The sequence below is a fragment of the Rahnella sp. BIGb0603 genome (assembly GCF_024808755.1).
Taxonomy (GTDB): domain Bacteria; phylum Pseudomonadota; class Gammaproteobacteria; order Enterobacterales; family Enterobacteriaceae; genus Rahnella; species Rahnella contaminans.
The window spans coordinates 21669-43797 of sequence record NZ_JANUEX010000013.1; the positions used below are offsets into that span (position 1 = coordinate 21669).

The window sequence follows — 22129 nt, forward strand, 5'->3', positions numbered from 1 at the left end:
CTTTGTTTATGCCGCAAACAGCGACTTTTCTCAACAGGTTAGCAGAAGGGAGACAATAAAAAGCGGCAGGGGTTCCAGACCCGCTGCCGCTGTTGCACGTGGATTACATCCCGTGATTACTTTTCGTGAGGGAAAACCAGATTCAGAACTATCGCAGTAATCCCGCCCGCCGCGATGCCGGATGACAGCAGCGTTTTAATCCAGTCTGGCGCGAATTGCAGGATCAGCGGCTGCTGGGAAACGCCCATGCCGACGGCCAGTGAAAGCGCCATGATCATAATCGCGCGGCGGTTCAGGCGCTCGCGGGAAACAATACGCACGCCGGAAGCGGCAATCGTACCGAACATCACGATGGTTGCGCCGCCTAAAACGGGCTCAGGAATGTGCTGCACAAACCCGGCAACCGCAGGGAAAAGCCCCAGTACGATCAGCATCAGCGCAACCACGAAGCCAACATAACGGCTGGCTACGCCGGTCAGCTGAATCACGCCGTTGTTCTGGCCGAAACAGGAGTTAGGGAAGGTATTGAATACGGCAGAGAGCATTGAGTTCAGGCCGTTAGCCAGCACGCCGCCTTTGATGCGCTTCATGTACAGAGGGCCACTGACCGGCTGCTCGGAAACGTCAGATGTCGCAGTGATATCACCGATGGTTTCCAGCGACGTCACCATAAAGATAAGCATCAGCGGGATGAGCAGATTCCAGTCGAAGCCAAGGCCGTAATACAACGGCGTCGGTAACGTAATCCAGTTGCTCTGCGCGGCTGGTGCCACGTCAGGCAACATGCCCATCATCCAGGCCGCCAGATACCCTACCGCCATGGCGATAACCAGAGAAGCGACACGCATATACGGATTACGCTGGCGGTTGAGCAGAATGATAACCATCAGAACGACGGCGGCCAGAATCAGGTTTTTAGGCGCGCCAAAAGTATGATTACTCATCGCCGCATAGCCGCCACCAATTGACGTCAGCCCGACCTGAATCAGCGAAAGACCGATAATCATGACGACGATGCCGGAAACCAGCGGGGTGATGACGCGGCGTGCAAGGTGCAGGAAACGCGACAAAACGATTTCGGTGCAGGACGCCAGCATCAATGTGCCGAAGAGCGCGGCCATCATTGTCGGAACGTCAGCGCCGCCGTTTTTCAGTGCCAGACCGCCCATAATCAGCGGCGAGACAAAGTTAAAGCTGGTGCCCTGAATTGAAAGCAGTCCGGAACCGACGGGACCCCAGGTTTTAATTTGCAGAATGGAAGCCAGGCCCGAAGCAAATAGCGACATGCTGATAATGTGCTGAGTGTCCTGCGCAGGTAATCCCAGCGCCTGACAAATCAGTAATGCGGGGGTGATCACCGCGACAAACATCGCCAGTAAATGCTGACAGGCGGCAAAGAGAGTCTGAGGTATTGGCGGACGGTCTTCGAGCCGGTAAATCAGTTCACTTTTTGGCTGGGGGGAAAGGTCTGGTTGCTGAGAGTCTTGTTCTGTGGTTTGCGAACTCATGTTATGGCATTCCAATAAGCGGCAAAGCGGGCATTTTTATTGAAATACGCGACAAAAGCAAACGTTTGCTAACGACAATTTAAACTGTGAAATCTTCGTTAAAAAATCTTTTGTGAACTGTTTGCCCGGCTGAGGTTTTTTCTGAGAAGGTCTTGTTCCGTTTTGTACGGGAAATCGGGTAATTCCGGTGGGAGACTGAAGAAAAACAGGCGCCGGGATAAAAGCTACGGCGCCTGTTTCAGGCTTTCTGTTTCTTCACTTATCGCTTACTGAGTAGCCTCTGCTTTTTCCGTAAACACGGCTTCAGCTTCCGCTGCTTTTTCCTGCGTCAGCAACTGCTTCTCATAAACCTTGAAGAACGGATAGTAAATCACCATCGAAAGCGCCATCAGCATGATGACCAGAAGTGACACTTTAAAGTCCCAACCCATTGCCCAGGCAGCACCTATCGGCGCAGGGGACGTCCAGGGAACCAGCGAAATCATATGCGGCAGAAGATCGGTTGAGACAGCGGTGTAGGCAATAACGGCATTCACCATCGGTGCCAGCAGGAAGGGAATGAAAAATACCGGATTCATGACAATCGGCGTGCCGAAAATCACCGGCTCATTGATGTTAAAGCAGCTGGGAACCAGGCTGAGTTTCCCCATTGTACGCAGATGCGCGGACTTACTGCGGCAAAACAGCAGCACCAGTCCCATTGTCGCGCCGGAGCCGCCGATGACGATCAGGAAGTTCCAGAACGCTTCGGTCATGATGTGCGTCATCGGCAAACCTGCGGCGAGATCCGTTTGGTTCAACCCCAGATTGGTTAGCCAGAAAGCCTGCAACATTCCTGACACGATAGCCGAACCATGAATACCGGCGAACCACAGCAGATGGCAAATCAGTACCGCCAGAAGTACGGCGGGCAGGGAGTCAGCGGCGGAAATCAACGGCTCGAACAGCGCCATAATTGCCTGCGGTAACAGCATGTCGAAGCCCGACTGCACCAGCAAACTCAGCGGGAAAAGAGTCACCACCACCGCAATAATCGGGATCAGCAAATCAAACGAATGCTTGATGTTGGAAGGAACCTGCTCGGGTAAACGTATGCCAATATTGTATTTTTTCAGCAAGCGTGTCAGTTCGGTCACATAAATCGCCACCAGAATTGCGGTGAAAATCCCTACGCCGCCCAGTGCGGCTGTAGACATTTTTTCATCAATCTGAGGCGCAGCCACCAGCAGAAAAGACATCAGCGACAGCATCGCGGTCATAAACGGGTCAAGCTTGTAGCTTCGCGCCAGATTGTAGGCAATGGCCGCAGCGATGTAGATCGACATAATCCCCATCGTCATATTAAATGGCGTCAGAATCTGTACTTCATATTTTGCCGACAATTCCAGCCAGCTTCGGGCAAATCCCCATGAGGATTCAGGAGAGAAAGGTGGATGTACAAAAACCAGCAAAAAGGACCCAACAATCATAAACGGCATTGCTGAAATAAACCCGTCACGCACCGCCATGACATGGCGCTGGGAAGATAACCGGGCCGCAAACGGGCTGATTTTCTGTTCTATAAAATCAAAGAGGGACTGGCTGATACTCATGATGATTTTGGCCTTATGGTGAGGGGAACTGACAGGCTTACCTTAATTATCATCAGTGTAGTGGCGGGGTGTGAAACCGGTTACCGACTTTACCCCAGTCTGTGAAGGTCATCAAATAACCAGAAGGCTTGATGGTTTTGAGGCAGAAATGAGCAAAAGTTGAGTTAATACATTGAAGCCAAAATATCATTTTCAATAATGTTTTGGCGTTTCAGATAGAAAAAGAAAAGTCGAAAAGCATAAGAATTATGCGTTGGTATAACGCACTCTTTCCGGCAGCCAGCGCTCAATTAGCGCTTTGGCATGATCGGGGAACTGCTGCTGGAGATATCGTGCAATGCGCTGTACGTCGGGGATCATAGCCTGATCGCGCAGCAAGTCAGCCACTTTAAATTCAGCGCTACCTGTCTGGCGCGTGCCCAGTAATTCACCCGGCCCGCGGATTTCTAAATCCTGCTGAGCAATGACAAAACCATCGTTGCTGTCGCGTAAAACCTGCAAGCGCTTCTGCGCTGTTTTGCTGAGCGGTGTTTTGTATAACAACACGCAGTGGGATGCGACAGCACCACGCCCGACGCGGCCACGTAGCTGGTGTAACTGCGCCAGCCCGAGGCGCTCCGGGTTTTCGATGATCATCAGGCTGGCGTTGGGCACGTCGACGCCCACTTCGATGACGGTTGTCGCCACCAGAAGCTGCACCTCGCCCTTTTTGAACGCCTGCATAACGGCTTGTTTTTCCTGCGCTTTCATCCGGCCATGAACCAGCCCGATATTCAGCGCAGGCAGCGCTTCTTTCAGCCCTTCCCATGTGGCTTCCGCTGCCTGAGCTTCCAGCATTTCGGATTCTTCAATCAGCGTACAAACCCAGTAAGCCTGGCGGTTTTCCTGCTCACAGGCGCTTTTCACGCGGCTGATGATATCGCTGCGGCGAGTATCAGGGATCGCAACCGTCGTTACCGGCGTTCTGCCAGGTGGAAGTTCATCGATTACAGACGTATCCAAATCGGCGTAAGCGGTCATCGCCAGCGTTCTCGGGATTGGCGTTGCGGTCATGATCAGCTGATGCGGATGGAATCCCTGTTGCAGACCTTTCTCCCATAGTGCCAGCCGCTGATGAACGCCAAAGCGGTGTTGTTCATCAATGATCACCAGCGATAATGAGGAGAACAGAACCTGTTCCTGAAAGATCGCGTGAGTCCCGACGACCATCGAAACCTGACCACTGGCAATCGCATCCTGCTGCGCCAGTCTGGCTTTGCCTTTTTGTTTTCCGGCCAGCCATCCGACCTGAATACCCAGCGGTTCGAACCACTGACGGAAATTATTAGCATGCTGCTCGGCGAGTAATTCTGTGGGCGCCATCAGCCCGACCTGCTGACCCTGCGCAATCGCACAAAGCGCGGCAAGTGCCGCTACCAGCGTTTTACCTGAACCGACGTCGCCCTGAACCAGACGCATCATCGGATAGTTTTTTGCCAAATCCTGTTCGATTTCAGCCACCACGCGCTGTTGTGCGCCGGTCGGGCTGAACGGCAACAAGGCAAGAAACTGATTTTTCAGGCGATCGTCATGATGCAGCGGCATGGCTTTATAGCTTTGCGTGCCGGCGCGAACGGCCAGCATGCTGAGATTGTGCGCCAGCAACTCTTCCATAATCAGACGTCGTTGTGCCGGGTGATGTCCTTTCTCCAGATCGGCCAGCTGAATATCTGGTGGCGGCCGGTGCAGTAAATGCAGCGCCTGTGGAAGCGGAATTAACGAGCGGCTCAGTTCTTCCGGCAACAGTTCAGCGATGGGCACGGTATCGAGTAATTCCAGCGCCTGATCGGTCAGTTTACGCAGTGTGGCCTGACGGATGCCTTCCGTTGTCGGATAAACTGGCGTCAGCGATTCCTGCAAAACCACTTCGCTGTTTTCACCCTGAATACGATATTCCGGATGAATAATTTCGGCGCCAATTGTGCCGCGTTTAATTTCACCATACGCGGTGACACGACGGCCTGCAGCCAGACTGTTTTTCATCGCGGCGTTAAAATTGAAGAAGCGTAATGTCACCATGCCGGTGCCGTCACTTATCTGACAGGTCAGCATTCTGCGGCGGCCAAAACTGATATCACTGCGCAGCACTTCGCCTTCTATAGTCGCGAAAATGCCGGGCTGTAAATCATTGATGGTGTAGAGGCGGGTACGGTCTTCATAACGTAAAGGGAGATGTAGCAATAAATCCTGAATAGTTTCAAGACCGAGTTTAGCGAGTTTGTCTGCCTGACTGGCTCCGACGCCGGAAAGCGACGTCAGCGGGATGGCGTCGAGCAGGCGGCCTTTCATCTTTTTTTCACCGTCATTTGCATCGCTGACCACCATTCATCATCAGCAATAATTTGACCTTTCTCATCAATGAACGGGCGCGGTAATTTCTTACGTTGTGCCACATGAGATAAGACCGGATAGCCACCTTCAAAGAGCAGACGTTGCTGTTCTTTCTCACTTAAAACGCTTTTATCGCGAGTATACATTCCGGCATTTTCACGCTGACGCTGAGCTTCGTACAGGATTAAAGCGGAGGCCACAGACACATTCAGCGACTGTACCATCCCGATCATCGGTATAATAATATCGCTGTCTGCAAGAGCCAGCGCTTCGGGAGTAATACCGGTTTTTTCCTGCCCCAGCAAAATGCAGGTCGGGCGGGTGTAATCAATCGCGCGGAAATCGACGGCTTTTTCAGACAGGTTGGTCGCAAGAATTTGCATACCTTGCGCCTTCATTTGTGCGACGGCATCCTGAATTGTTTTGTGTGTTTTGACCTGAACCCAGCTGTTGCTGCCTGCAGCGGAAGACACTAACGTCTTCATTCGGGTCGTTGGCCAGACCGCGTGGATTTGGTGAACGCCGACGGCGTCGGCGGTCCGGATGACAGCAGAAACGTTATGCGGTTTATGCACCTGTTCCATGCAGACCGTCAGGTCTGGCTGTCGGGCCGCAAGCATTTCACGGATACGCGCATAACGTTCTGGGGTCATAACAATCAGTTTCGGTTGCGGGTAACTTTGATGACGTCCGGCATGATACGAATTTTACGCATGATATTCGCCAGATGAACGCGGTCGCGGGTCGTCAGGCGGATAAAGGCACTGTATACGCGGCCGTCTTTTTCTTCAGTGCTCAGGCTCTGGATATTTGACTGCGCGGCGTTAATCGCAGCGGTCAGATTTGCCAGAGCGCCCTGATGGTTGAACATGTCGACTTTGATTTCCGCAATAAATTCCTGATCGGTTTCCTGGTGATCGTCCCAGTCAACGGCCATGAATTTCTCAGGTTCTTTCTGATAACCGCGAATGTTACGACAAGACTCGTGATGAATAACCAGTCCTTTACCCGGACTCACGTGAGCAATAATCGGGTCGCCCGGAATAGGGCGGCAGCATTTCGCGAAGGTAATCAGCACGCCGTCTGCGCCTTTAATTGGCAGATTACGTGTGCCCGATGTTGCCATTGAAGACTGATCACCCATCAGGTTTTTAGCCACGACGACGCTCATGGCGTTGCCGAGACCAATTTCAGCCAGCAAATCGTCCATCGCCGCGAGCTTCATGCGGTCGAGTTCGTTTTTGATATTCTCTGGCGGAATGTCTGACAATTTCTTACCGGCACCCAGCGCATGGTTCAGCAGACGTCGGCCGAGCGAAACGGAATCATCACGTTTCAGGTTCTTGAGCATCTGACGAATTTTGGCGCGAGCGCGTGAGCTGACGACAAAGTTGAGCCATGCTGCATTCGGACGGGCGCCCGGCGCGGTAATGATTTCGATTGTCTGACCGCTGGTCAGCGGCTGCGAGAGCGGATAAGGCTGGCGATCGACACGTGCACCCACACAGGCATGGCCGATATCGGTATGCACGGCATAAGCAAAGTCGACCGGTGTCGCGCCCGCAGGCAATTCGACAATACGGCCTTCCGGCGTGAAGACGTAAATCTCGTCGGGGAACAGATCCGATTTAACGCTCTCGATAAATTCAAATGAGTTACCCGCGCTCTGTTGCAGTTCTAGCAGACTTTGCAACCAGCGTTGCGCACGAATCTGCGCCGTCGTGCTGGTTTCACTGTTCTCTTTATAAGCCCAGTGTGCCGCAACCCCCATCTCTGCCATCTGATCCATATCTTCGGTCCGGATTTGTACCTCAACCGGAACACCGTGCGGGCCGATTAAAGAGGTATGCAGGGATTGATAGCCGTTGGCTTTGGGGATGGCGATGTAATCTTTAACCCGACCCGGACGCGGTTTGTACAGGCTGTGAGCCTGGCCTAATACGCGATAACAGGTATCAAGGTCTTTAACGATCACCCGGAAGGCGTAAATATCCATAATGGAATGGAAACGCTGTTCCTTGAGGTGCATTTTGCAATAGATCGAATACAGGTGTTTTTCGCGACCACTTACACGGCACTGAATACCGGCTTCGGTTAAACGGCCTTCTATCTCAGAGAGGATTTTTTGGATCATCTCTTTACGGTTACCCCGCGCAGCTTTCACCACTTCTTTGATAACGCGATAACGGTTTGGATAGAGTGCTTCGAAGCCCAGCTCTTCAAGCTCGGTTTTCAGATGGTGAATACCCAAACGGTGTGCCAGCGGGCTGTAAATTTCCAGCGTTTCGCGGGCAATGCGGCGACGTTTATCCGGGCGCAAAGAGCCCAGCGTGCGCATGTTATGGGTACGGTCAGCGAGCTTGATCAAGATGACGCGGATGTCTTGCACCATCGCCATGACCATTTTGCGGAAGTTTTCCGCCTGCGCTTCTTTCTTATCGCGGAATTTCAGCTTGTCTAACTTTGAAACGCCTTCAACCAGCTCAGCAACGCTTTTGCCAAACAGTTGTTCCATATCCTGGTAAGTTGCAGGCGTGTCTTCGATAACGTCGTGTAATAACGCCGCCATCAGAGTCTCATGATCGAGCCTCATTTCAGCCAAAATACAGGCCACGGCTACCGGGTGAGTAATATAAGGCTCACCGCTGGAGCGTGTCTGCCCCTCGTGCGCATCCCGCGCCACGAGGTAAGCCTGCACGAGGCGCTTAATTTGCTCCTCCGGCAGGTATTTTTGAATCAGTTGATTCAGGCTTTCAAAGATATACAAGTGAGATCCGTTTCGTTAATTAACGACGGCCTTCAGCGATGGCAGTCACTGCCTGAATCTCTGCGGCTTCCTGCTCTTGTTGCTCCTGACGGTCACGAACGTCGAGGATCTGATTGGTGATCAGGCCTTCTTCGATTTCGCGCAGGGCAATAACGGTGAATTTATCGTTTTCTTCAGCGACCAGTGGATCTTTACCACCAGATTGCAGCTGGCGTGCGCGACGAGCAGCCACCAACACCAGGTCAAAACGGTTACCAATTTTCTCAACAGCGTCTTGAACAGTTACGCGTGCCATATATGTGCTACTCCACAGGGTGACGAAAGACTGGGCATAATACTGAAAGTGACTTCAGTCTGCCAATAGTTTGGTGATTAATCCGTCATGACGGAGCCGCTGACGGCTCAGACGCAGACGTTCGGCGCGAATAATGGTTTTTAAATCCGATAACGCCAGATCAAAATCATCGTTCACAATTAAATAGTCGTATTCGGCAAAGTGCGTCATTTCTGCAACGGCCTGCGCCATACGTTTTGCGATAACTTCTTCGCTATCCTGACCACGGCCACGCAGGCGGCGATCAAGCTCATCTTTTGATGGCGGCAATACAAAGATACTGCGTGCCTGAGGCATTTTTTTCCGGATTTGCTGAGCGCCTTGCCAGTCGATATCCAGGAAAACGTCAACGCCAGACGCCAAAACCTGCTCAATGGTTTCACGTGAAGTCCCGTAGTAATTACCGAAAACCTCTGCGTGTTCTAAAAAGGCATCACGTTCAATCATCTCGCGAAACTCTTCTTTTGAGACAAAGAAGTAATGTTCGCTGTGTTTCTCGCCCGGTCGCATTGAACGGGTTGTATGAGAAATAGAAACCTGTGTGTCGTAGAGCGGTTGTGTTTTAAGTAAAGCCTGAATAAGACTTGATTTACCTGCTCCACTAGGGGCGGAGACAATATATAGCGTGCCTTGAACCATGATGACGTTTCAACTGAATGGGTTGATAGGAAGTATGCGAAGAGTGATCTCTCGCACAGTATACACGCTCGCCGCATTCGGTGCAGCGTTCCGACGTATTTCATCGTAACTAAGCCCGGGAAAACAGCCCCACTTTGTGGAATTACGCGCTGTATTCCAAAATTTCTTTGTATTACAGCAACGAATGAAATAACCAGGAAAGCATCTCGTAAGAACGAACATTGGCACTGGCAGATAAAATATCGACAGCGTTTACTGGCACCCACAAGGAGGTGCTTATGCGCCGTTTCATTCTTTTTATCAGTGTGTTCTGTTTTATTTTCCCAACGGTTGCCGGTGAGATATTCCCGCAAGATTGTCCTGCATGGTCAGCGGCCCAGCTGAACCGGGAAACACATAAGCTTTCGGAGCAACTGGCTCAATGGGACAAGGCGTACCATGAATCAGGAAGCAGCCCGATCGAAGATTCTGTTTACGATAACCTGCGACAGAAACAGAGTAAGTGGTTGCAGTGCGCCGGATTGCCATTGCCTGAGCTTACGGTGCCGGGTGGCGATGATGCCACCATTGCTCACCCCGTAGCACATACCGGGCTCAATAAATTACGCGATAAACAGGGCGTATCAGACTGGATGCGCGGCCGTAAAAATCTCTGGGTGCAGCCTAAAGTCGACGGTGTGGCCGTTTCGGTGATTTACCGGCATGGCAAACTGGCGGCCCTGCTAAGCCGGGGCGATGGTGTTAAAGGCCAGAACTGGACGGTTAAAGCGGCTTCCATTCCGTCAATTCCACTCAATATTGCCGACAAAAGCCCGGAACTGGTATTGCAGGGCGAGCTGTATTTGAAGATGACCGGTCATCAACAAAGTGTTGAAGGTGGCATGAATGCGAGATCGAAAGTGGCGGGCGCCATGATGCGAAATTCGATATCCGATCAGCTCAGTGAGTTTGGCATCTTCATCTGGTCTTGGCCTGACGGGCCTGCCGATATGCAGGAACACCTCCAAAAACTTAGTGCTTTAGGTTTCCCTGAAGTTTCTCAATTCACACTTGCAGTTAACTCTGTGGAAGATGTATCGAAATGGCGGGATACCTGGTTTCTCCAGCCGCTGCCTTTTGCGACCGACGGCGTGGTGATCCGCCAGCAAGAAGAGCCATCCGGAAAATACTGGATGAATAAACCCGCTACATGGGCAGTTGCGTGGAAATACCCGCCCGCAAGACAACTCACAGAAGTCTCCGGTATTACAACAACCACGGGGCGAAGTGGAAAAGTCACCGTAATTCTGAACCTGAAGACGCTGAAACTGGACGATAAATCGGTGAGTAAAGTCAGTGTAGGCTCGGTTGCCCGCTTTAAATCATGGGATGTGTTGCCCGGTGATCAGGTGGCTATCAGTCTGGCCGGTCAGGGGATCCCGCGGCTTGATGATGTCACGTGGCGCGTGAGCGAACGCCCCGAAATAAACCTTCCTGATCCACAACAATATGATGCGCTTTCTTGCTTCACGCCGGAGCCCGGTTGCGCGCAGCAGTTTCTCTCGCGCCTTGTCTGGCTAAGCGGTCCTGAAGGACTAGATATGGCCGGGTTTGGTGGTGCGACGTGGCAAAAGCTGTTCGAGAGGATTTCGGCTGATTCACTGGTGGCGTGGTTAAATCTGAATGAGAAGGACATGGCGGCTGTGCCGGGGATTAGTGTTAAGCAGGCGCAGAAGCTGGCGGCGCAAATCCAGTTGGCACGGGATAAAGGTTTCAGACACTGGCTGTCAGCATTGGGTTTTCCTACCTTTGCCCTGAAGTTTGCGGAGCAAAGGCAAAACTGGGGTCAGCTGGAACAACTGACTTCCGGTGATTGGGAAACAAAGGCCGGAGTTGGGCAAAAACGGGCCCGTCAGGTTTACGGCTTTATTCATCACCCGCAGGTTATGGCGCTGGCCGAGCGGCTAAAGCAGGCAGAACTGCCTGCTTTTCAGTAGTGTACAAAGCCAGCCGATAACTTAATGGTCTGAGTGCGGGTAGTTGAAAACCGGCAGGCCGAGACGAAAGCGCAGCGCGATAAGACGTGCGATAAAACCGACAAGCAGGGTGATGATCACCACCAGATTGTGCGGTAACGCGAGGTATTGCAGGCCGATATAAACCCAGGCGGAGGCGAAAGAGATCCCTGCGTAGATTTCTTTCTGGAAAACCAGCGGGATCTGATTACACATCATATCCCTCAGTACGCCGCCGAAAACGCCAGTAATCACTGCACAGACTGAAGCAATAATTGCGCCGTGACCCATATCAAGCGCAACCTGCGTCCCGATGATTGAAAACACCACCAGGCCTACGGCATCAAGCACAAGAAATAGCCGGCGAAGATGTTGCATCAGTGGGGCCAGCCAGGTCGTCATAATGGCAGCAACGGCAACAATGACGATGTATTCCGGATGCTTAACCCAACCTAAAGGATAGTGTCCGAGCAACATGTCACGAACAGAGCCGCCACCAATAGCAGTCGCCGCTGCGATAATAATGACGCCAAAGGAGTCCATTTTACGACGCCCGGCCGCCAGAGCTCCCGTCATGGCTTCTGCGGTGATCCCAATAATATAAAGAACTGTGAGTAACATGAATGTTCGCCGGACAAATCAGTAAGTGAGAAAGCAGGAGCCGCGTAGAGTAATGAGCTTTTCATAAACTCTCGATTGAATTTTTCTTTTGCATCTTATTTCAGATTATTAAAACTAATGTTATTTACGCATCAGTCAGGCTAAACAAAAGGCTCGGGAAGGATTCTGGCTTATTTTAGATTAGAAAAACAGTTATCGCATGCCAGTTTGTTCATCCTTCTTTCGTTTTCTACCTGAAGTGTCTCTCCCATAAAGGTGAAAAGTGTCTATTTTTAAGTTACGATTATTTAAAATCGTCACTAAAAGACGCAAGACCCAATGATTTTATCTGTCCGGAGGAGTGTATGAAGCCCGAAATTCCGGTTGCGTTAACTCAGCGTGGACCAGCTGAACACGAACGGCGCGAACAAATTATTGATGCGGCATTTGAGCACTTTCGTCTGTATGGTTATGCCAAAACGTCTGTGGCGGATCTGGCGAAATCGATCGGTGTTTCAAGTGCTTATATTTATAAATTTTTTGAGTCAAAACAGGCGATTGGTGAAGCCATCTGTTCCCAGCGTGTCGGTCAGATTGATCAGGCTTTGCTGCTGATTGCCCAGAGTGACCAAAGTGCAACTCTGCGCCTGCGTTCAATTTTTAAAACGTTGTTAACACGTAGTCTGGATCTCTTCTTTCAGGATCGAAAGTTACACGACCTGGCTGCGACAGCTTCTGCGCAGCAGTGGAAATCCACGCGAAATCACCGGGCTATGATGTATGCCATCGTTGAAAAAATAGTCAGCGACGGGCGTGAGTCTGGCGAATTTGAACGTAAAACGCCATTGGATGAAGTCTGTATGGCCATCACCAGCGTAACGACTCCGTTCTCTCACCCGCTGTTACTGGAACAAAAAACGCCGGAGCAACTGGAAGAACGCGTTCAGGCCATTACCGGTCTGGTTCTGCGCAGTCTGGCAAAATAGTCACGACAAAAATTTCGAGTTACGGGTTTACAAAATCGTAATTCGTCACATACTGTCAGCCTTTAATTAAATCGTTTCTGCCCGCTGGTGGAAGTTTCAGCAGAAACTTATGTCTTCAACAGACAGAGAGGAAAGTTTTATGACTCATCGTCGAGTGGTTATTACCGGCATGGGGGCTGTGAGTCCTCTGGGCTGTGATATCGAAACTATCTGGAAGCGCCTGCTGGCCGGTCAGTCTGGTATCCGCGTTTTGCCGGAAGAAATTGTTGAAACACTGTCCGTGAAAATTGGCGGTCAGGTACAAACTAAAGAACAGGATCCTGAATCAGGTTTCGATCCTGACCTGTTTGTTGTGCCGAAAGACCAGAAGAAAATGGACCGTTTCATTCTTTTCGCCATGGCAGCTGCCGATATGGCGATTGCGAATTCAGGCTGGAAAGCGGAAACCGCTGAACAGCAGGAACGTACTGCAACCGTCATCGGTTCTGGTATCGGTGGTTTCCCGGCGATTGCACATGCTGTGCGCACCAACGACAGCCGCGGTGCTAAGCGTTTATCCCCGTTCACCATTCCTTCATTCCTGGTGAATCTGGCATCTGGCCAGGTTTCCATAAAACACCAGTTCAAAGGTCCAATCGGTGCGCCGGTTACCGCATGTGCGGCGGGTGTTCAGGCAATCGGTGATGCGGTTCGTTTGATTCGCAATGATGAAGCGGATGTTGCACTGTGTGGTGGCGCTGAAGCGGCTATCGATACCGTGAGCCTGGGTGGTTTCGCGGCGGCAAAAGCGATGTCTACCGGCCACGAAGATCATCCGGAAAAAGCATCCCGTCCATTTGACAGCGCCCGCGACGGCTTTGTGATGGGCGAAGGTGCAGGCATGCTGGTTATCGAAGAACTGGAACATGCGAAAGCGCGTGGTGCAAAAATTCTCGCTGAGATCGTCGGTTACGGTACCAGCGGCGACGCTTATCACATGACTTCCGGTGCGGAAGACGGCAACGGTGCCGGTCGTGCGATGAAAATTGCTTTGCGTCAGGCGGGGATTCAGCCTTCAGACGTGCAGCATTTGAATGCGCATGCGACCTCTACGCCGGTGGGCGACCTGGGTGAAATCAATGCGATTAAAACCCTGTTCGGCACCGACGGTAAGCTGGCGGTGACGTCCACCAAATCTGCTACCGGGCATTTGCTGGGCGCGGCGGGTGGTCTGGAAACCATCTTCACTATTCTGGCCGTTCGCGACCAGATTGTTCCGCCAACGCTGAATCTGGAAAACAAAGATGAAGCGGCTGCAGGCCTGAACATCGTCGGCAATACGGCACAGAAGCACGGCATTACTTACGCGCTGTCCAACGGCTTTGGTTTTGGCGGTGTGAATGCTTGTGTACTGCTGAAACGTTGGGAAGATTAATTTCTTTCTGAATTTCAGAGCTAAAGCATAAAAAAACGCCTCCGGTCAGGCTGACGGGAGGCGTTTTTTATTGCATCAGATCAGATGATTTACTCAATGTTCTGGATCTGTTCGCGCATTTGTTCGATAAGGACTTTCAGCTCGATGGCGGATGTTGTGACATCGGCATTGATCGATTTGGATGCCAGCGTGTTCGACTCGCGGTTAAATTCCTGCATCATGAAATCAAGACGACGGCCGACCGCCTCATCTTTCTTCATGATTTTATGCGTTTCTTTAACGTGCGCTTCCAGACGGTCCAGCTCTTCTGCAACATCAACACGCTGCGCCATCAGAACCAGTTCCTGCTCCAGACGGGTATTTTCCAGCTGTACCTGCGCGTCTTCCAGCTTGCTGACCAGACGCTCGCGCTGCCATTGCAGGATATTGGGCATCTGGGCACGGACTTTGATGACTTCTGCGCTAACGCCATCAAGGCGTTGTTCGATCATTGTTTTCAGTGCGGCGCCTTCGCTTTCGCGGGCAGCGATGAAATCATCGAGAGCTGTTTCCAGCGCGAGCAGCAGTTCAGTGCTGATTGCATCCAGATCCTGCTCTTCGGCCAGCATGACACCCGGCCAGCGCAGAACTTCCAGCGGATTAATCTCGCCTTCGTCGCTTTGCATTTTTACCCATTGCGCCGCTTCAACCAGCTGTTTCGCCAGTTTTTCATTCAGTTGCAGAGTGCTTTGCGCGCCCGGATCGAGATCAAAACGCAGATTACATTCGACTTTACCGCGGGTCAGCCGGGCACGAATGCGCTCGCGAATAACCGGCTCCAGGCTGCGAAATTGCTCTGGCAGACGGATGTAAGTTTCGAGATAACGTTGGTTTACCGAGCGAAGTTCCCACGCGGCGCTGCCCCAGTCACCCTTAATTTCGCGTCGGGCATAAGCGGTCATACTACGGATCATGTATGCGTACCTGTTAATGTAAAGATGCAGCGATTATAGCCCCGGTAAGCGGGTCATGATAGGCATTACCTCGCGAAGTCCGTATAATGCGCAGCCAAACACGATTCGCGACCCGGAGAACTATCCATGCGTCCAGCAGGCAGAAATGCACAACAAGTACGCCCCGTAACACTGACCCGCCATTACACTAAACACGCTGAAGGTTCCGTGCTGGTGGAGTTTGGTGATACCAAAGTGCTGTGTACCGCGACGGTCGAAGAAGGCGTTCCGCGTTTCCTGAAAGGTCAGGGACAAGGTTGGATCACGGCTGAATACGGTATGCTGCCACGCTCCACGCACAGCCGTAATGCGCGTGAAGCCGCGAAAGGCAAACAAGGCGGTCGTACCCTTGAAATTCAGCGTCTGATTGCCCGCTCATTGCGTGCGGCAGTGGATCTCAAAAAACTGGGTGAATTCACCATCACGCTGGACTGCGATGTTTTGCAGGCTGACGGCGGCACGCGTACTGCGTCCATTTCCGGTGCCTGTGTGGCGCTGGCAGATGCACTGAACGCGCTGGTAGCAGCGGGTAAACTGAAAGCCAATCCGATGAAAGGGATGGTTGCCGCCGTCTCTGTGGGTATTGTTAAAGGCGAAGCGCTTTGCGACCTTGAGTATGTCGAAGATTCGGCCGCTGAAACGGATATGAACGTCGTGATGATGGAAGATGGCCGCATGATTGAAGTGCAGGGCACCGCAGAAGGCGAGCCGTTCAGTCATGAGGAGTTGCTCAGTTTACTGGCCCTCGCCAGAGGGGGCATCGACACTATCTTCCAGGCGCAGAAAGCGGCGCTGGCGGAATAATTTTTTAAGGCGACTGAGAAGTCGCCTTTTTTATGGCCTGCGGGCTGACAATTGCAGATATAAGACATTATCGAGGAGACCATCAATGAAAGCCTATCAGCGCCAGTTTATTGAGTTTGCACTGAACAAACAGGTTTTGAAATTCGGCGAGTTTACCCTGAAGTCCGGGCGCATAAGTCCTTACTTCTTCAATGCCGGTTTGTTTAACACTGGCCGTGATCTGGCGTTACTGGGACGTTTTTACGCTGAAGCATTGATGGATTCAAAAATTGATTTCGATTTAGTTTTCGGCCCGGCCTATAAAGGGATTCCGATTGCAACCACCACTGCCGTCGCGCTGGCTGAGCATCATGAACGCGATGTGCCGTATTGTTTCAACCGCAAAGAAGCCAAAGATCACGGTGAAGGTGGTTTATTGGTGGGCAGCCCTCTTCAGGGCCGCGTCATGCTGGTTGATGATGTGATTACCGCCGGTACAGCTATCCGTGAGTCCATGGAAATCATCAATGCTCACAATGCAACGCTAGCGGGCGTTCTGATTTCTCTGGATCGTCAGGAACGTGGCCGCGCGGATATCTCTGCGATTCAGGAAGTTGAACGCGACTATCATTGTAAAGTGATTTCAATTATTACGCTGGCCGACCTGATTGAGTATCTGGAAGAAAAAGCGGAAATGGCTGACCATCTGGCTGCTGTGCGGGCTTACCGGCAGGAGTATGGCGTTTAATCTCGGGTAAAACTTTATAAGGCAGGGATGTCATGACACAAACTGAAGCAGGCAGCAAAGAATGGATGCCTTCGCGGGCAGCAGAGTTTCTCTGTCGCCAGACGGAGCGGCTGGTTAAAGGCAAAAGCCTGACACCCGCAGAATGCCAGCGTATTTATGATTTCTGCGGTGTCCGGCCTGATTTTCCGCAATGGCGAAGATTTCTGGTGCCGTTACTCTCGCTGCTGGGATTGTTATCGCTGGTCGCGGCTGCCGTCTTTTTTGTCGCCTGGAACTGGGCAGATATGCCGAAGATGGCAAAGTTTGCGCTGGCAGAGTTGTTGGTCGTTGCGCTTACCGTCGTGGTCTGGTGGAGCTGGTATGACGGACTTGCGCGTAGTGCCTTACTGGCGGCCGCTCTCAGTTTTGGCGCGCTGTTTGCCCTCTATGGGCAGATTTATCAGACGGGGGCCGACAGCTGGGAGTTGTTCAGAGCCTGGCTGTTTGTTTTCCTGCCTTTAGCCCTCATCGCCCGACAGAACAGTTTGTGGTTCTGCTCCTGGTTGCTTGCCAATCTTACCTTTCAGCTCTATTACGTCACGGTGTCTATGTCCCTGATGGACAGCGCGGCATTTGATGGTCTCGACTATTTTCCCTCCACCGCACTTTATAGTTACTTGATTGTGCAGGTGTTGTGTCTGGTTACGCGGGAAGTGCTTGCCCTGCGGGCAATTAAACACAATCCTAAGTCGTGGCTCGCCAGTCGCTGGTTCTCCCGTGTGATGGCCGGTTTTCTCCTGTTAATGCTGACTTCCATCGTTGCCGGAAATGTATCCGGCTGGCGTTACGATCCCCCTCATCACTTTGCGACGGCGTTATGGCTGCTCGTTTTACTGGCGGGCTACTTCTTCTACCGCTACCGCCATCCTGACCTGTGTATGCTGACGCTGGGGACGGCCAGTGGAGCGGCCATCGGGTGCGTGTTGATCATGCAGATGTTCGACAGTTCTTACGATGTGGGGGGGCTGTTTATGCTGGGCTGTCTGATGGCTCTATGGCTGGCGGGATGTGGCGCTTTGATGCTCCACTGGCGGCGTAAACTCTATGAGAACCAGCCGGTCGAGGTTTCCTTCACGAAAGTGGCATTGCTGACCGAACAGTTACGCCGACATAATTTGCTTAATCAGACGCAAATTGAAGAGATTCAGCAATACGATCACTCGTCTCATCTCCCCTGGTATCTGCGGCTGACGCTGGGTGTCGGTGGCTGGGTGGCGGCCATGATCATTCTGTTCCTGCTGATACTGGTGCTCTATGTTGCCGGCCTGCTCAATGACCCTAATGCTGCCACTGTGATTATCCCTTCGCTGATCCTTGCCTTGGTCGCGGGCGGATTTCTTCGCGCGCAGGGTGTGAGCAAACATCATATCGGACTGGCATGGGCGATAGCGGCAACCTGTGGCCTGTGCTTTGGCTTCTGTATGCTCTTTGAAGCCAGTTGGGATATGTATTTTCTGGTGGGCTCACTTTGTTCATTGCCGGTTCTCGCAGTGATGGCGCTGGCGATGGCAGATCGTACATTCCGCTTTATGGCGGTAACAGCGGCGACTTTTTTACTGATACTTTCCGGCAATTTGCTGGCCGGGATGTATTTACCGCCAGTCGTCAGTTTTTGTGTGGTTTCAGCGCTGATTGCTGTCATTGTGATTTTCTGGCTGTGGATTATCAGGGAACAAATTAACTTAACAGCCACTGCAGGCGCTGAGGCTGTTTCCCCTCTCCTCTGGGGGATCCCGTCCGGCCTGATATTGCAGTGTTTTTCCGGTATTAATTCCTCACTTTTCTTTGATTTTTTCTGGCGGCCAGCAGGGTATTTCACGCTTTCGACGGGAACCGGCGCAGGTATTGCCGCAGGTTTAATCATCGGGTGTTTGTATCAGACGGTGGTGAAAAAGACGTCATCAGCGCCGCTGCTTCTGGTTGCTGCTTTGTTGTGCGGTTTCGCTGCTTATTATGCACCGGGAATCGGCCTGGGCCTGTGGTTATTACTGATGGCGCGTTATCAGGGAAGTCAGGGGGTTTTGGCCGCCAGCGGCTGTTTCCTCGCGCTTTATGTTATTGACTGGTATTACTTCCTCGGTGTCAGTTTATTGCAGAAATCCCTTCTGATGTTTGTCACTGGCGTGGCGCTGCTGGCGCTGGCATTTGCCGCCAAAAAACTGATACCGGCGCGGAAGGAGGAAGCGTATGCAAACCACTAATTTGAGAAAATGGCTGGCGGGATTAGTGATACTGCTGGCGCTGATCGCCGTGAATGCCGGTATCTGGCAAAAAGAACAGATACTTAAACAGGGGGCGGTGATGATATTGCCGCTTGCACCGGTTGATCCGCGTTCTCTCATGCAGGGGGATTATATGGCTCTCAGTTATGCCATAACGCAGGCTTTGCAGCAGGAGTTATCCCGGCAACGTCAGGTGTGTGATTCGGTTCCACAGACGCCTTGCCTGCCAGTCAGTGGCAAAATTATTGTGACAGTCAATGAGCAGCGGCAGGTCACTCAGGCGAGGTTTGATAGCGGCGAGCCGCTGAAGCCAGGGGAGTTACGGGTGAAGTATCATATGAATGCCGGAATGCTGACGGTGGGAACGAATGCTTACTTTTTCCAGGAAGGTCACGGTGAGCGTTTCGCCAGCGCGCGTTATGGTGCATTTCGGGTAGGGCAAAACGGTACGGCCTTGCTGACTGCGATGCTGGATGAACATGGAAAAATGATCCAGCCGTAGGGCCAAAAACAAAAGGGCCTTTCGGCCCTTTTTTGCATCTGTAACCTGTGCTGGAAAATGACGTTATTGCAGCTGAGCAGAAATCAGTGGCCAGCGTGTATCAAAGTCCTGAGTCGGACGATACTTGAATTCAGAACGCACAAACCGCGACAGCATCCCTTCGCAAAATGCCAGTAACTGGCTGGCAAGCAGGGTTTCATCACTGATAAACCCGCTGCCTTCACGCATTTTCTTTTCCCGTAAAACCTGACGCAACTGCGCTTCAATTCGCTCAAAAAGCTGGTTGATGCGACCCTGCAGGCGATCCTGTTCGAACATCAGTGCGTGACCGGTCATAATGCGGGTGAGCCCCGGATTGCGTTCGGCAAAACCTAAAATCAGCAGCAAAATCAGACGGATTCTGTTCAATGTATCTTTTTCATCCTGCAGGATGAGATTGATACGCGTAATCAGACTGTCTTCGATAAACTCGATTAAGCTGTCAAACATCCGCGTCTTACTGGGAAAATGACGGTAAAGAGCTGCTTCTGAAACGCCTACGCTGGCGGCGAGTTTCGCGGTGGTGATCCGCTGGCTGCCATCGCTGGACTGAAGCATTTGCGCTAACGCCTGCAAAATCTCTTCGCGCCGGTTCCTTTTTGTCGTTTCTTTCTCTGCCATGTCTGAATAGACCCTTGCTAAAAAACGGCTAAAATCATGGAGAAACCGCACAACTGCCGCATGAATCGCTGTGATCCTGCGGCTTATTTCGTTCCCTTGGTGTTGTTACGGTCTGATAGTGATAAGGATCTGTTCAATATCGCGTCAAAATCTGCGGTGCTGAACAGGTTCTTATTGGCGACCTGAATGGCCGAAACCACCTTCGCCGCGTTCACTGGCGTCAAAATCTTCCACCAGATTGAATTCTGCCTGAACGACAGGCACAAATACCATCTGAGCAATGCGCTCGCCCGGTTCGATAACAAATGTAGTCTGACCACGATTCCAGACGGAAACCATCAGCTGACCCTGATAATCGGAATCGATAAGACCGACCAGGTTGCCCAGAACGACGCCGTGTTTATGGCCTAAACCTGAACGTGGCAGGATAACCGCCGCCAGATTTGCATCACCGATATGGATAGCAAGACCTGTTGGCAGCAACGTCGTTTCGCCCGGTTTCAGTTCTACCGACGCGTCCAGACAGGCGCGCAAATCCAGACCTGCGGATCCCGGCGTTGCGTAGGCAGGTAAAGGGAAAGTCGAACCGATGCGCGGGTCGAGAATTTTAATGTCGATTTTTTTCATCATAACGGCTGACAATCTCTTCTAATAAACGTTGACCAAGCAGGGACTTATCGCTGAGCGGTAAGATTTTATCCCCGTCCTGCCAAAAAAGATGCAAGGCATTGGTATCAGTATTGAAACCATGTCCGGCAAGTGAAACGTCGTTGGCGCAAATCAGATCAAGATTCTTGCGGATCCTTTTTTGCCGCGCGTATTCTTCCACATTCTGGGTTTCAGCGGCAAACCCCACGACGTAGGGACGGTTTTCCGTCATGGCAGCGACGCCCGCGACAATGTCGGGGTTTTTCACCATTTTTATAGTGATTTCATCGCCTTGCTTTTTGATTTTCTCATCAGCAATGATTTCAGCGCGGTAATCGGCCACGGCAGCGCAGGAAATAAAAATTTGCTGGGAGGCTGCAAAAGCTTGCACTGCTTTCTCCATCTCCAGCGCACTTTCCACATCAATCCGGCGAACGTTCAGAGGTGTCGGTTGCACGACCGGTCCGGCAATCAGCGTGACCTGCGCACCGCGTTCAGCGGCGGCTTTGGCAATCGCAAACCCCATTTTCCCGGAACTGTGATTGCTGATGAAACGCACCGGATCCAGAGGTTCTCGGGTCGGGCCTGCAGTCACCATAATATTCAGATGCGCCAGATCTTTATGAGCAGAAAAATGGGTATTGGCTAAATCGACTATCACCAGCGGATCGAGCATCCGGCCAGGGCCGATATCGCCACAAGCCTGGCTTCCGCTGTCGGGGCCCCAGATTAACGTGCCACGTGCGGCCAGTTTTTCCAGGTTCTCCTGAGTGACGGCAGCGCGATACATTTGCTGGTTCATAGCCGGCAGAACAGCGACGGGCGCGGCGGTTGCCAGACAGACAGTCGTCAGCAGGTCATTCGCCATACCTGCGTTCATTCGTGCCAGTAAATCAGCCGTGGCGGGAGCAATCAGAACTAAGTCAGCCCATTTGCCCAACTCGATATGCCCCATTGCCGCTTCGGCAGCAGGATCAAGCAGGTCATCAGAGACCGGATAGCCAGAAACGGCCTGCAGGCTCAGGGGGGTCACAAAGGATTTCGCCGCTTGTGTCATGACCACGCGGACTTCTGCGCCTCTTTCACGTAAGCGACGTACCAGTTCTGGTGCTTTATAGGCAGCGATACCACCGCTGATACCGAGCACAATATGTTTGCCGGAAAGTCCCGTCATCATCATTGTCCGATTGGTTGTAAGCCGAAAGAAGCGACATTTTAGCATAACGCGGAATGATGACAGCTATTGGCGATGCTCTTAAGCGGATGAATAAAAATTCTGCGTAACGCCTCGCAGGCTTTTAAACCGGAAACCCCGACGAGCAGGGCTCTGT

At 51.9% G+C, this 22129-nt stretch carries 19 protein-coding genes; 7 read left to right on the top strand and 12 right to left on the bottom strand.

Annotated features, from left to right (window positions below; translation table 11 throughout):
* Window positions 1–116: 116 nt before the first annotated feature.
* The 7 genes from M2403_RS23930 to gmk form a co-directional block, all read right to left on the bottom strand.
* Window positions 117–1508 carry a uracil-xanthine permease family protein gene (locus M2403_RS23930; protein ID WP_259231175.1) on the bottom strand — a complete coding sequence of 464 codons (1392 nt, stop codon included), beginning with the start codon at window positions 1506–1508 and terminating at the stop codon, window positions 117–119.
* A 266-nt stretch (window positions 1509–1774) separates the two neighbouring features.
* Complete coding sequence (locus M2403_RS23935; protein ID WP_152324958.1) at window positions 1775–3100, bottom strand: PTS sugar transporter subunit IIC; 1326 nt, start codon at window positions 3098–3100, stop codon at window positions 1775–1777.
* 246 nt (window positions 3101–3346) lie between these two features.
* Window positions 3347–5428: an ATP-dependent DNA helicase RecG gene (gene recG, locus M2403_RS23940; protein WP_259231177.1), complete on the bottom strand. Its 2082-nt coding sequence runs from the start codon at window positions 5426–5428 to the stop codon at window positions 3347–3349.
* On the bottom strand, window positions 5425–6123 hold the full coding sequence (trmH, locus tag M2403_RS23945) for a tRNA (guanosine(18)-2'-O)-methyltransferase TrmH (RefSeq protein ID WP_165061994.1): 699 nt from the start codon (window positions 6121–6123) through the stop codon (window positions 5425–5427). The genes recG and trmH overlap by 4 nt, the downstream gene beginning before the upstream one ends.
* 5 nt (window positions 6124–6128) lie before the next feature.
* On the bottom strand, window positions 6129–8237 hold the full coding sequence (gene spoT, locus M2403_RS23950) for a bifunctional GTP diphosphokinase/guanosine-3',5'-bis pyrophosphate 3'-pyrophosphohydrolase (protein ID WP_120509389.1): 2109 nt from the start codon (window positions 8235–8237) through the stop codon (window positions 6129–6131).
* A 19-nt stretch (window positions 8238–8256) separates the two neighbouring features.
* A complete protein-coding gene (rpoZ, locus tag M2403_RS23955) occupies window positions 8257–8532 on the bottom strand; it encodes a DNA-directed RNA polymerase subunit omega (RefSeq protein ID WP_015699238.1) in 276 nt (91 codons plus the stop codon).
* A 54-nt stretch (window positions 8533–8586) separates the two neighbouring features.
* A complete protein-coding gene (gmk, locus tag M2403_RS23960; protein WP_217172246.1) occupies window positions 8587–9210 on the bottom strand; it encodes a guanylate kinase in 624 nt (207 codons plus the stop codon).
* Window positions 9211–9431: 221 nt separating this feature from the next.
* On the opposite strand from gmk, the gene ligB reads away from it, so the two are divergent.
* Window positions 9432–11186, top strand: coding sequence for an NAD-dependent DNA ligase LigB (gene ligB, locus M2403_RS23965; protein WP_259231180.1), 1755 nt, complete (start codon window positions 9432–9434; stop codon window positions 11184–11186).
* 21 nt (window positions 11187–11207) lie between these two features.
* Here ligB and M2403_RS23970 read toward each other — a convergent pair whose 3' ends face one another.
* Window positions 11208–11825, bottom strand: coding sequence for a trimeric intracellular cation channel family protein (locus M2403_RS23970; RefSeq protein ID WP_152324964.1), 618 nt, complete (start codon window positions 11823–11825; stop codon window positions 11208–11210).
* 344 nt (window positions 11826–12169) lie between these two features.
* Here M2403_RS23970 and M2403_RS23975 point away from each other — a divergent pair, with 344 nt between their 5' ends.
* The gene (locus M2403_RS23975; RefSeq protein WP_152324966.1) at window positions 12170–12790 is read left to right on the top strand and encodes a TetR/AcrR family transcriptional regulator; all 621 of its coding nucleotides are present in this window, start codon (window positions 12170–12172) and stop codon (window positions 12788–12790) included.
* A 139-nt stretch (window positions 12791–12929) separates the two neighbouring features.
* Entirely contained in the window at window positions 12930–14204 is a 1275-nt protein-coding gene (gene fabF, locus M2403_RS23980; RefSeq protein ID WP_152324968.1) for a beta-ketoacyl-ACP synthase II, read from the top strand.
* Window positions 14205–14293: 89 nt separating this feature from the next.
* Here fabF and M2403_RS23985 read toward each other — a convergent pair whose 3' ends face one another.
* On the bottom strand, window positions 14294–15157 hold the full coding sequence (locus M2403_RS23985; protein ID WP_152324970.1) for a YicC/YloC family endoribonuclease: 864 nt from the start codon (window positions 15155–15157) through the stop codon (window positions 14294–14296).
* A gap of 126 nt (window positions 15158–15283) precedes the next feature.
* Between M2403_RS23985 and rph the strand changes: the two genes are divergently transcribed.
* From rph to M2403_RS24005, 4 genes are all read left to right on the top strand, one after another.
* Window positions 15284–16000, top strand: a complete 717-nt coding sequence (gene rph, locus M2403_RS23990) for a ribonuclease PH (protein WP_152324971.1) — start codon at window positions 15284–15286, stop codon at window positions 15998–16000.
* 85 nt (window positions 16001–16085) lie between these two features.
* Complete coding sequence (gene pyrE, locus M2403_RS23995; protein WP_152324973.1) at window positions 16086–16727, top strand: orotate phosphoribosyltransferase; 642 nt, start codon at window positions 16086–16088, stop codon at window positions 16725–16727.
* A gap of 32 nt (window positions 16728–16759) precedes the next feature.
* Window positions 16760–18967, top strand: a complete 2208-nt coding sequence (locus M2403_RS24000; RefSeq protein WP_259231181.1) for a DUF2157 domain-containing protein — start codon at window positions 16760–16762, stop codon at window positions 18965–18967.
* Entirely contained in the window at window positions 18954–19490 is a 537-nt protein-coding gene (locus M2403_RS24005; RefSeq protein ID WP_259231182.1) for a GDYXXLXY domain-containing protein, read from the top strand. The genes M2403_RS24000 and M2403_RS24005 overlap by 14 nt, the downstream gene beginning before the upstream one ends.
* A gap of 63 nt (window positions 19491–19553) precedes the next feature.
* Here M2403_RS24005 and slmA read toward each other — a convergent pair whose 3' ends face one another.
* From slmA to coaBC, 3 genes are all read right to left on the bottom strand, one after another.
* Window positions 19554–20150: a nucleoid occlusion factor SlmA gene (gene slmA, locus M2403_RS24010; protein ID WP_152324977.1), complete on the bottom strand. Its 597-nt coding sequence runs from the start codon at window positions 20148–20150 to the stop codon at window positions 19554–19556.
* A 171-nt stretch (window positions 20151–20321) separates the two neighbouring features.
* Window positions 20322–20780, bottom strand: a complete 459-nt coding sequence (dut, locus tag M2403_RS24015; protein WP_013577627.1) for a dUTP diphosphatase — start codon at window positions 20778–20780, stop codon at window positions 20322–20324.
* Complete coding sequence (gene coaBC, locus M2403_RS24020; RefSeq protein WP_193333111.1) at window positions 20758–21975, bottom strand: bifunctional phosphopantothenoylcysteine decarboxylase/phosphopantothenate--cysteine ligase CoaBC; 1218 nt, start codon at window positions 21973–21975, stop codon at window positions 20758–20760. The genes dut and coaBC overlap by 23 nt, the downstream gene beginning before the upstream one ends.
* Window positions 21976–22129 lie beyond the last annotated feature (154 nt).

Excerpts from the sequence above, each read along its gene's own strand:
- M2403_RS23930 (WP_259231175.1), bottom strand. The coding sequence starts at position 1,508 with ATGAGTTCGCAAACCACAGAACAAGACTCTCAGCAACCAGACCTTTCC.
- M2403_RS23935 (WP_152324958.1), bottom strand. The coding sequence starts at position 3,100 with ATGAGTATCAGCCAGTCCCTCTTTGATTTTATAGAACAGAAAATCAGC.
- recG (WP_259231177.1), bottom strand. The coding sequence starts at position 5,428 with ATGAAAGGCCGCCTGCTCGACGCCATCCCGCTGACGTCGCTTTCCGGC.
- trmH (WP_165061994.1), bottom strand. The coding sequence starts at position 6,123 with ATGACCCCAGAACGTTATGCGCGTATCCGTGAAATGCTTGCGGCCCGA.
- rpoZ (WP_015699238.1), bottom strand. The coding sequence starts at position 8,532 with ATGGCACGCGTAACTGTTCAAGACGCTGTTGAGAAAATTGGTAACCGT.
- gmk (WP_217172246.1), bottom strand. The coding sequence starts at position 9,210 with ATGGTTCAAGGCACGCTATATATTGTCTCCGCCCCTAGTGGAGCAGGT.
- M2403_RS23970 (WP_152324964.1), bottom strand. The coding sequence starts at position 11,825 with ATGTTACTCACAGTTCTTTATATTATTGGGATCACCGCAGAAGCCATG.
- M2403_RS23975 (WP_152324966.1), top strand. The coding sequence starts at position 12,170 with ATGAAGCCCGAAATTCCGGTTGCGTTAACTCAGCGTGGACCAGCTGAA.
- fabF (WP_152324968.1), top strand. The coding sequence starts at position 12,930 with ATGACTCATCGTCGAGTGGTTATTACCGGCATGGGGGCTGTGAGTCCT.
- M2403_RS23985 (WP_152324970.1), bottom strand. The coding sequence starts at position 15,157 with ATGATCCGTAGTATGACCGCTTATGCCCGACGCGAAATTAAGGGTGAC.
- rph (WP_152324971.1), top strand. The coding sequence starts at position 15,284 with ATGCGTCCAGCAGGCAGAAATGCACAACAAGTACGCCCCGTAACACTG.
- pyrE (WP_152324973.1), top strand. The coding sequence starts at position 16,086 with ATGAAAGCCTATCAGCGCCAGTTTATTGAGTTTGCACTGAACAAACAG.
- M2403_RS24000 (WP_259231181.1), top strand. The coding sequence starts at position 16,760 with ATGACACAAACTGAAGCAGGCAGCAAAGAATGGATGCCTTCGCGGGCA.
- M2403_RS24005 (WP_259231182.1), top strand. The coding sequence starts at position 18,954 with ATGCAAACCACTAATTTGAGAAAATGGCTGGCGGGATTAGTGATACTG.
- slmA (WP_152324977.1), bottom strand. The coding sequence starts at position 20,150 with ATGGCAGAGAAAGAAACGACAAAAAGGAACCGGCGCGAAGAGATTTTG.
- dut (WP_013577627.1), bottom strand. The coding sequence starts at position 20,780 with ATGATGAAAAAAATCGACATTAAAATTCTCGACCCGCGCATCGGTTCG.
- coaBC (WP_193333111.1), bottom strand. The coding sequence starts at position 21,975 with ATGATGACGGGACTTTCCGGCAAACATATTGTGCTCGGTATCAGCGGT.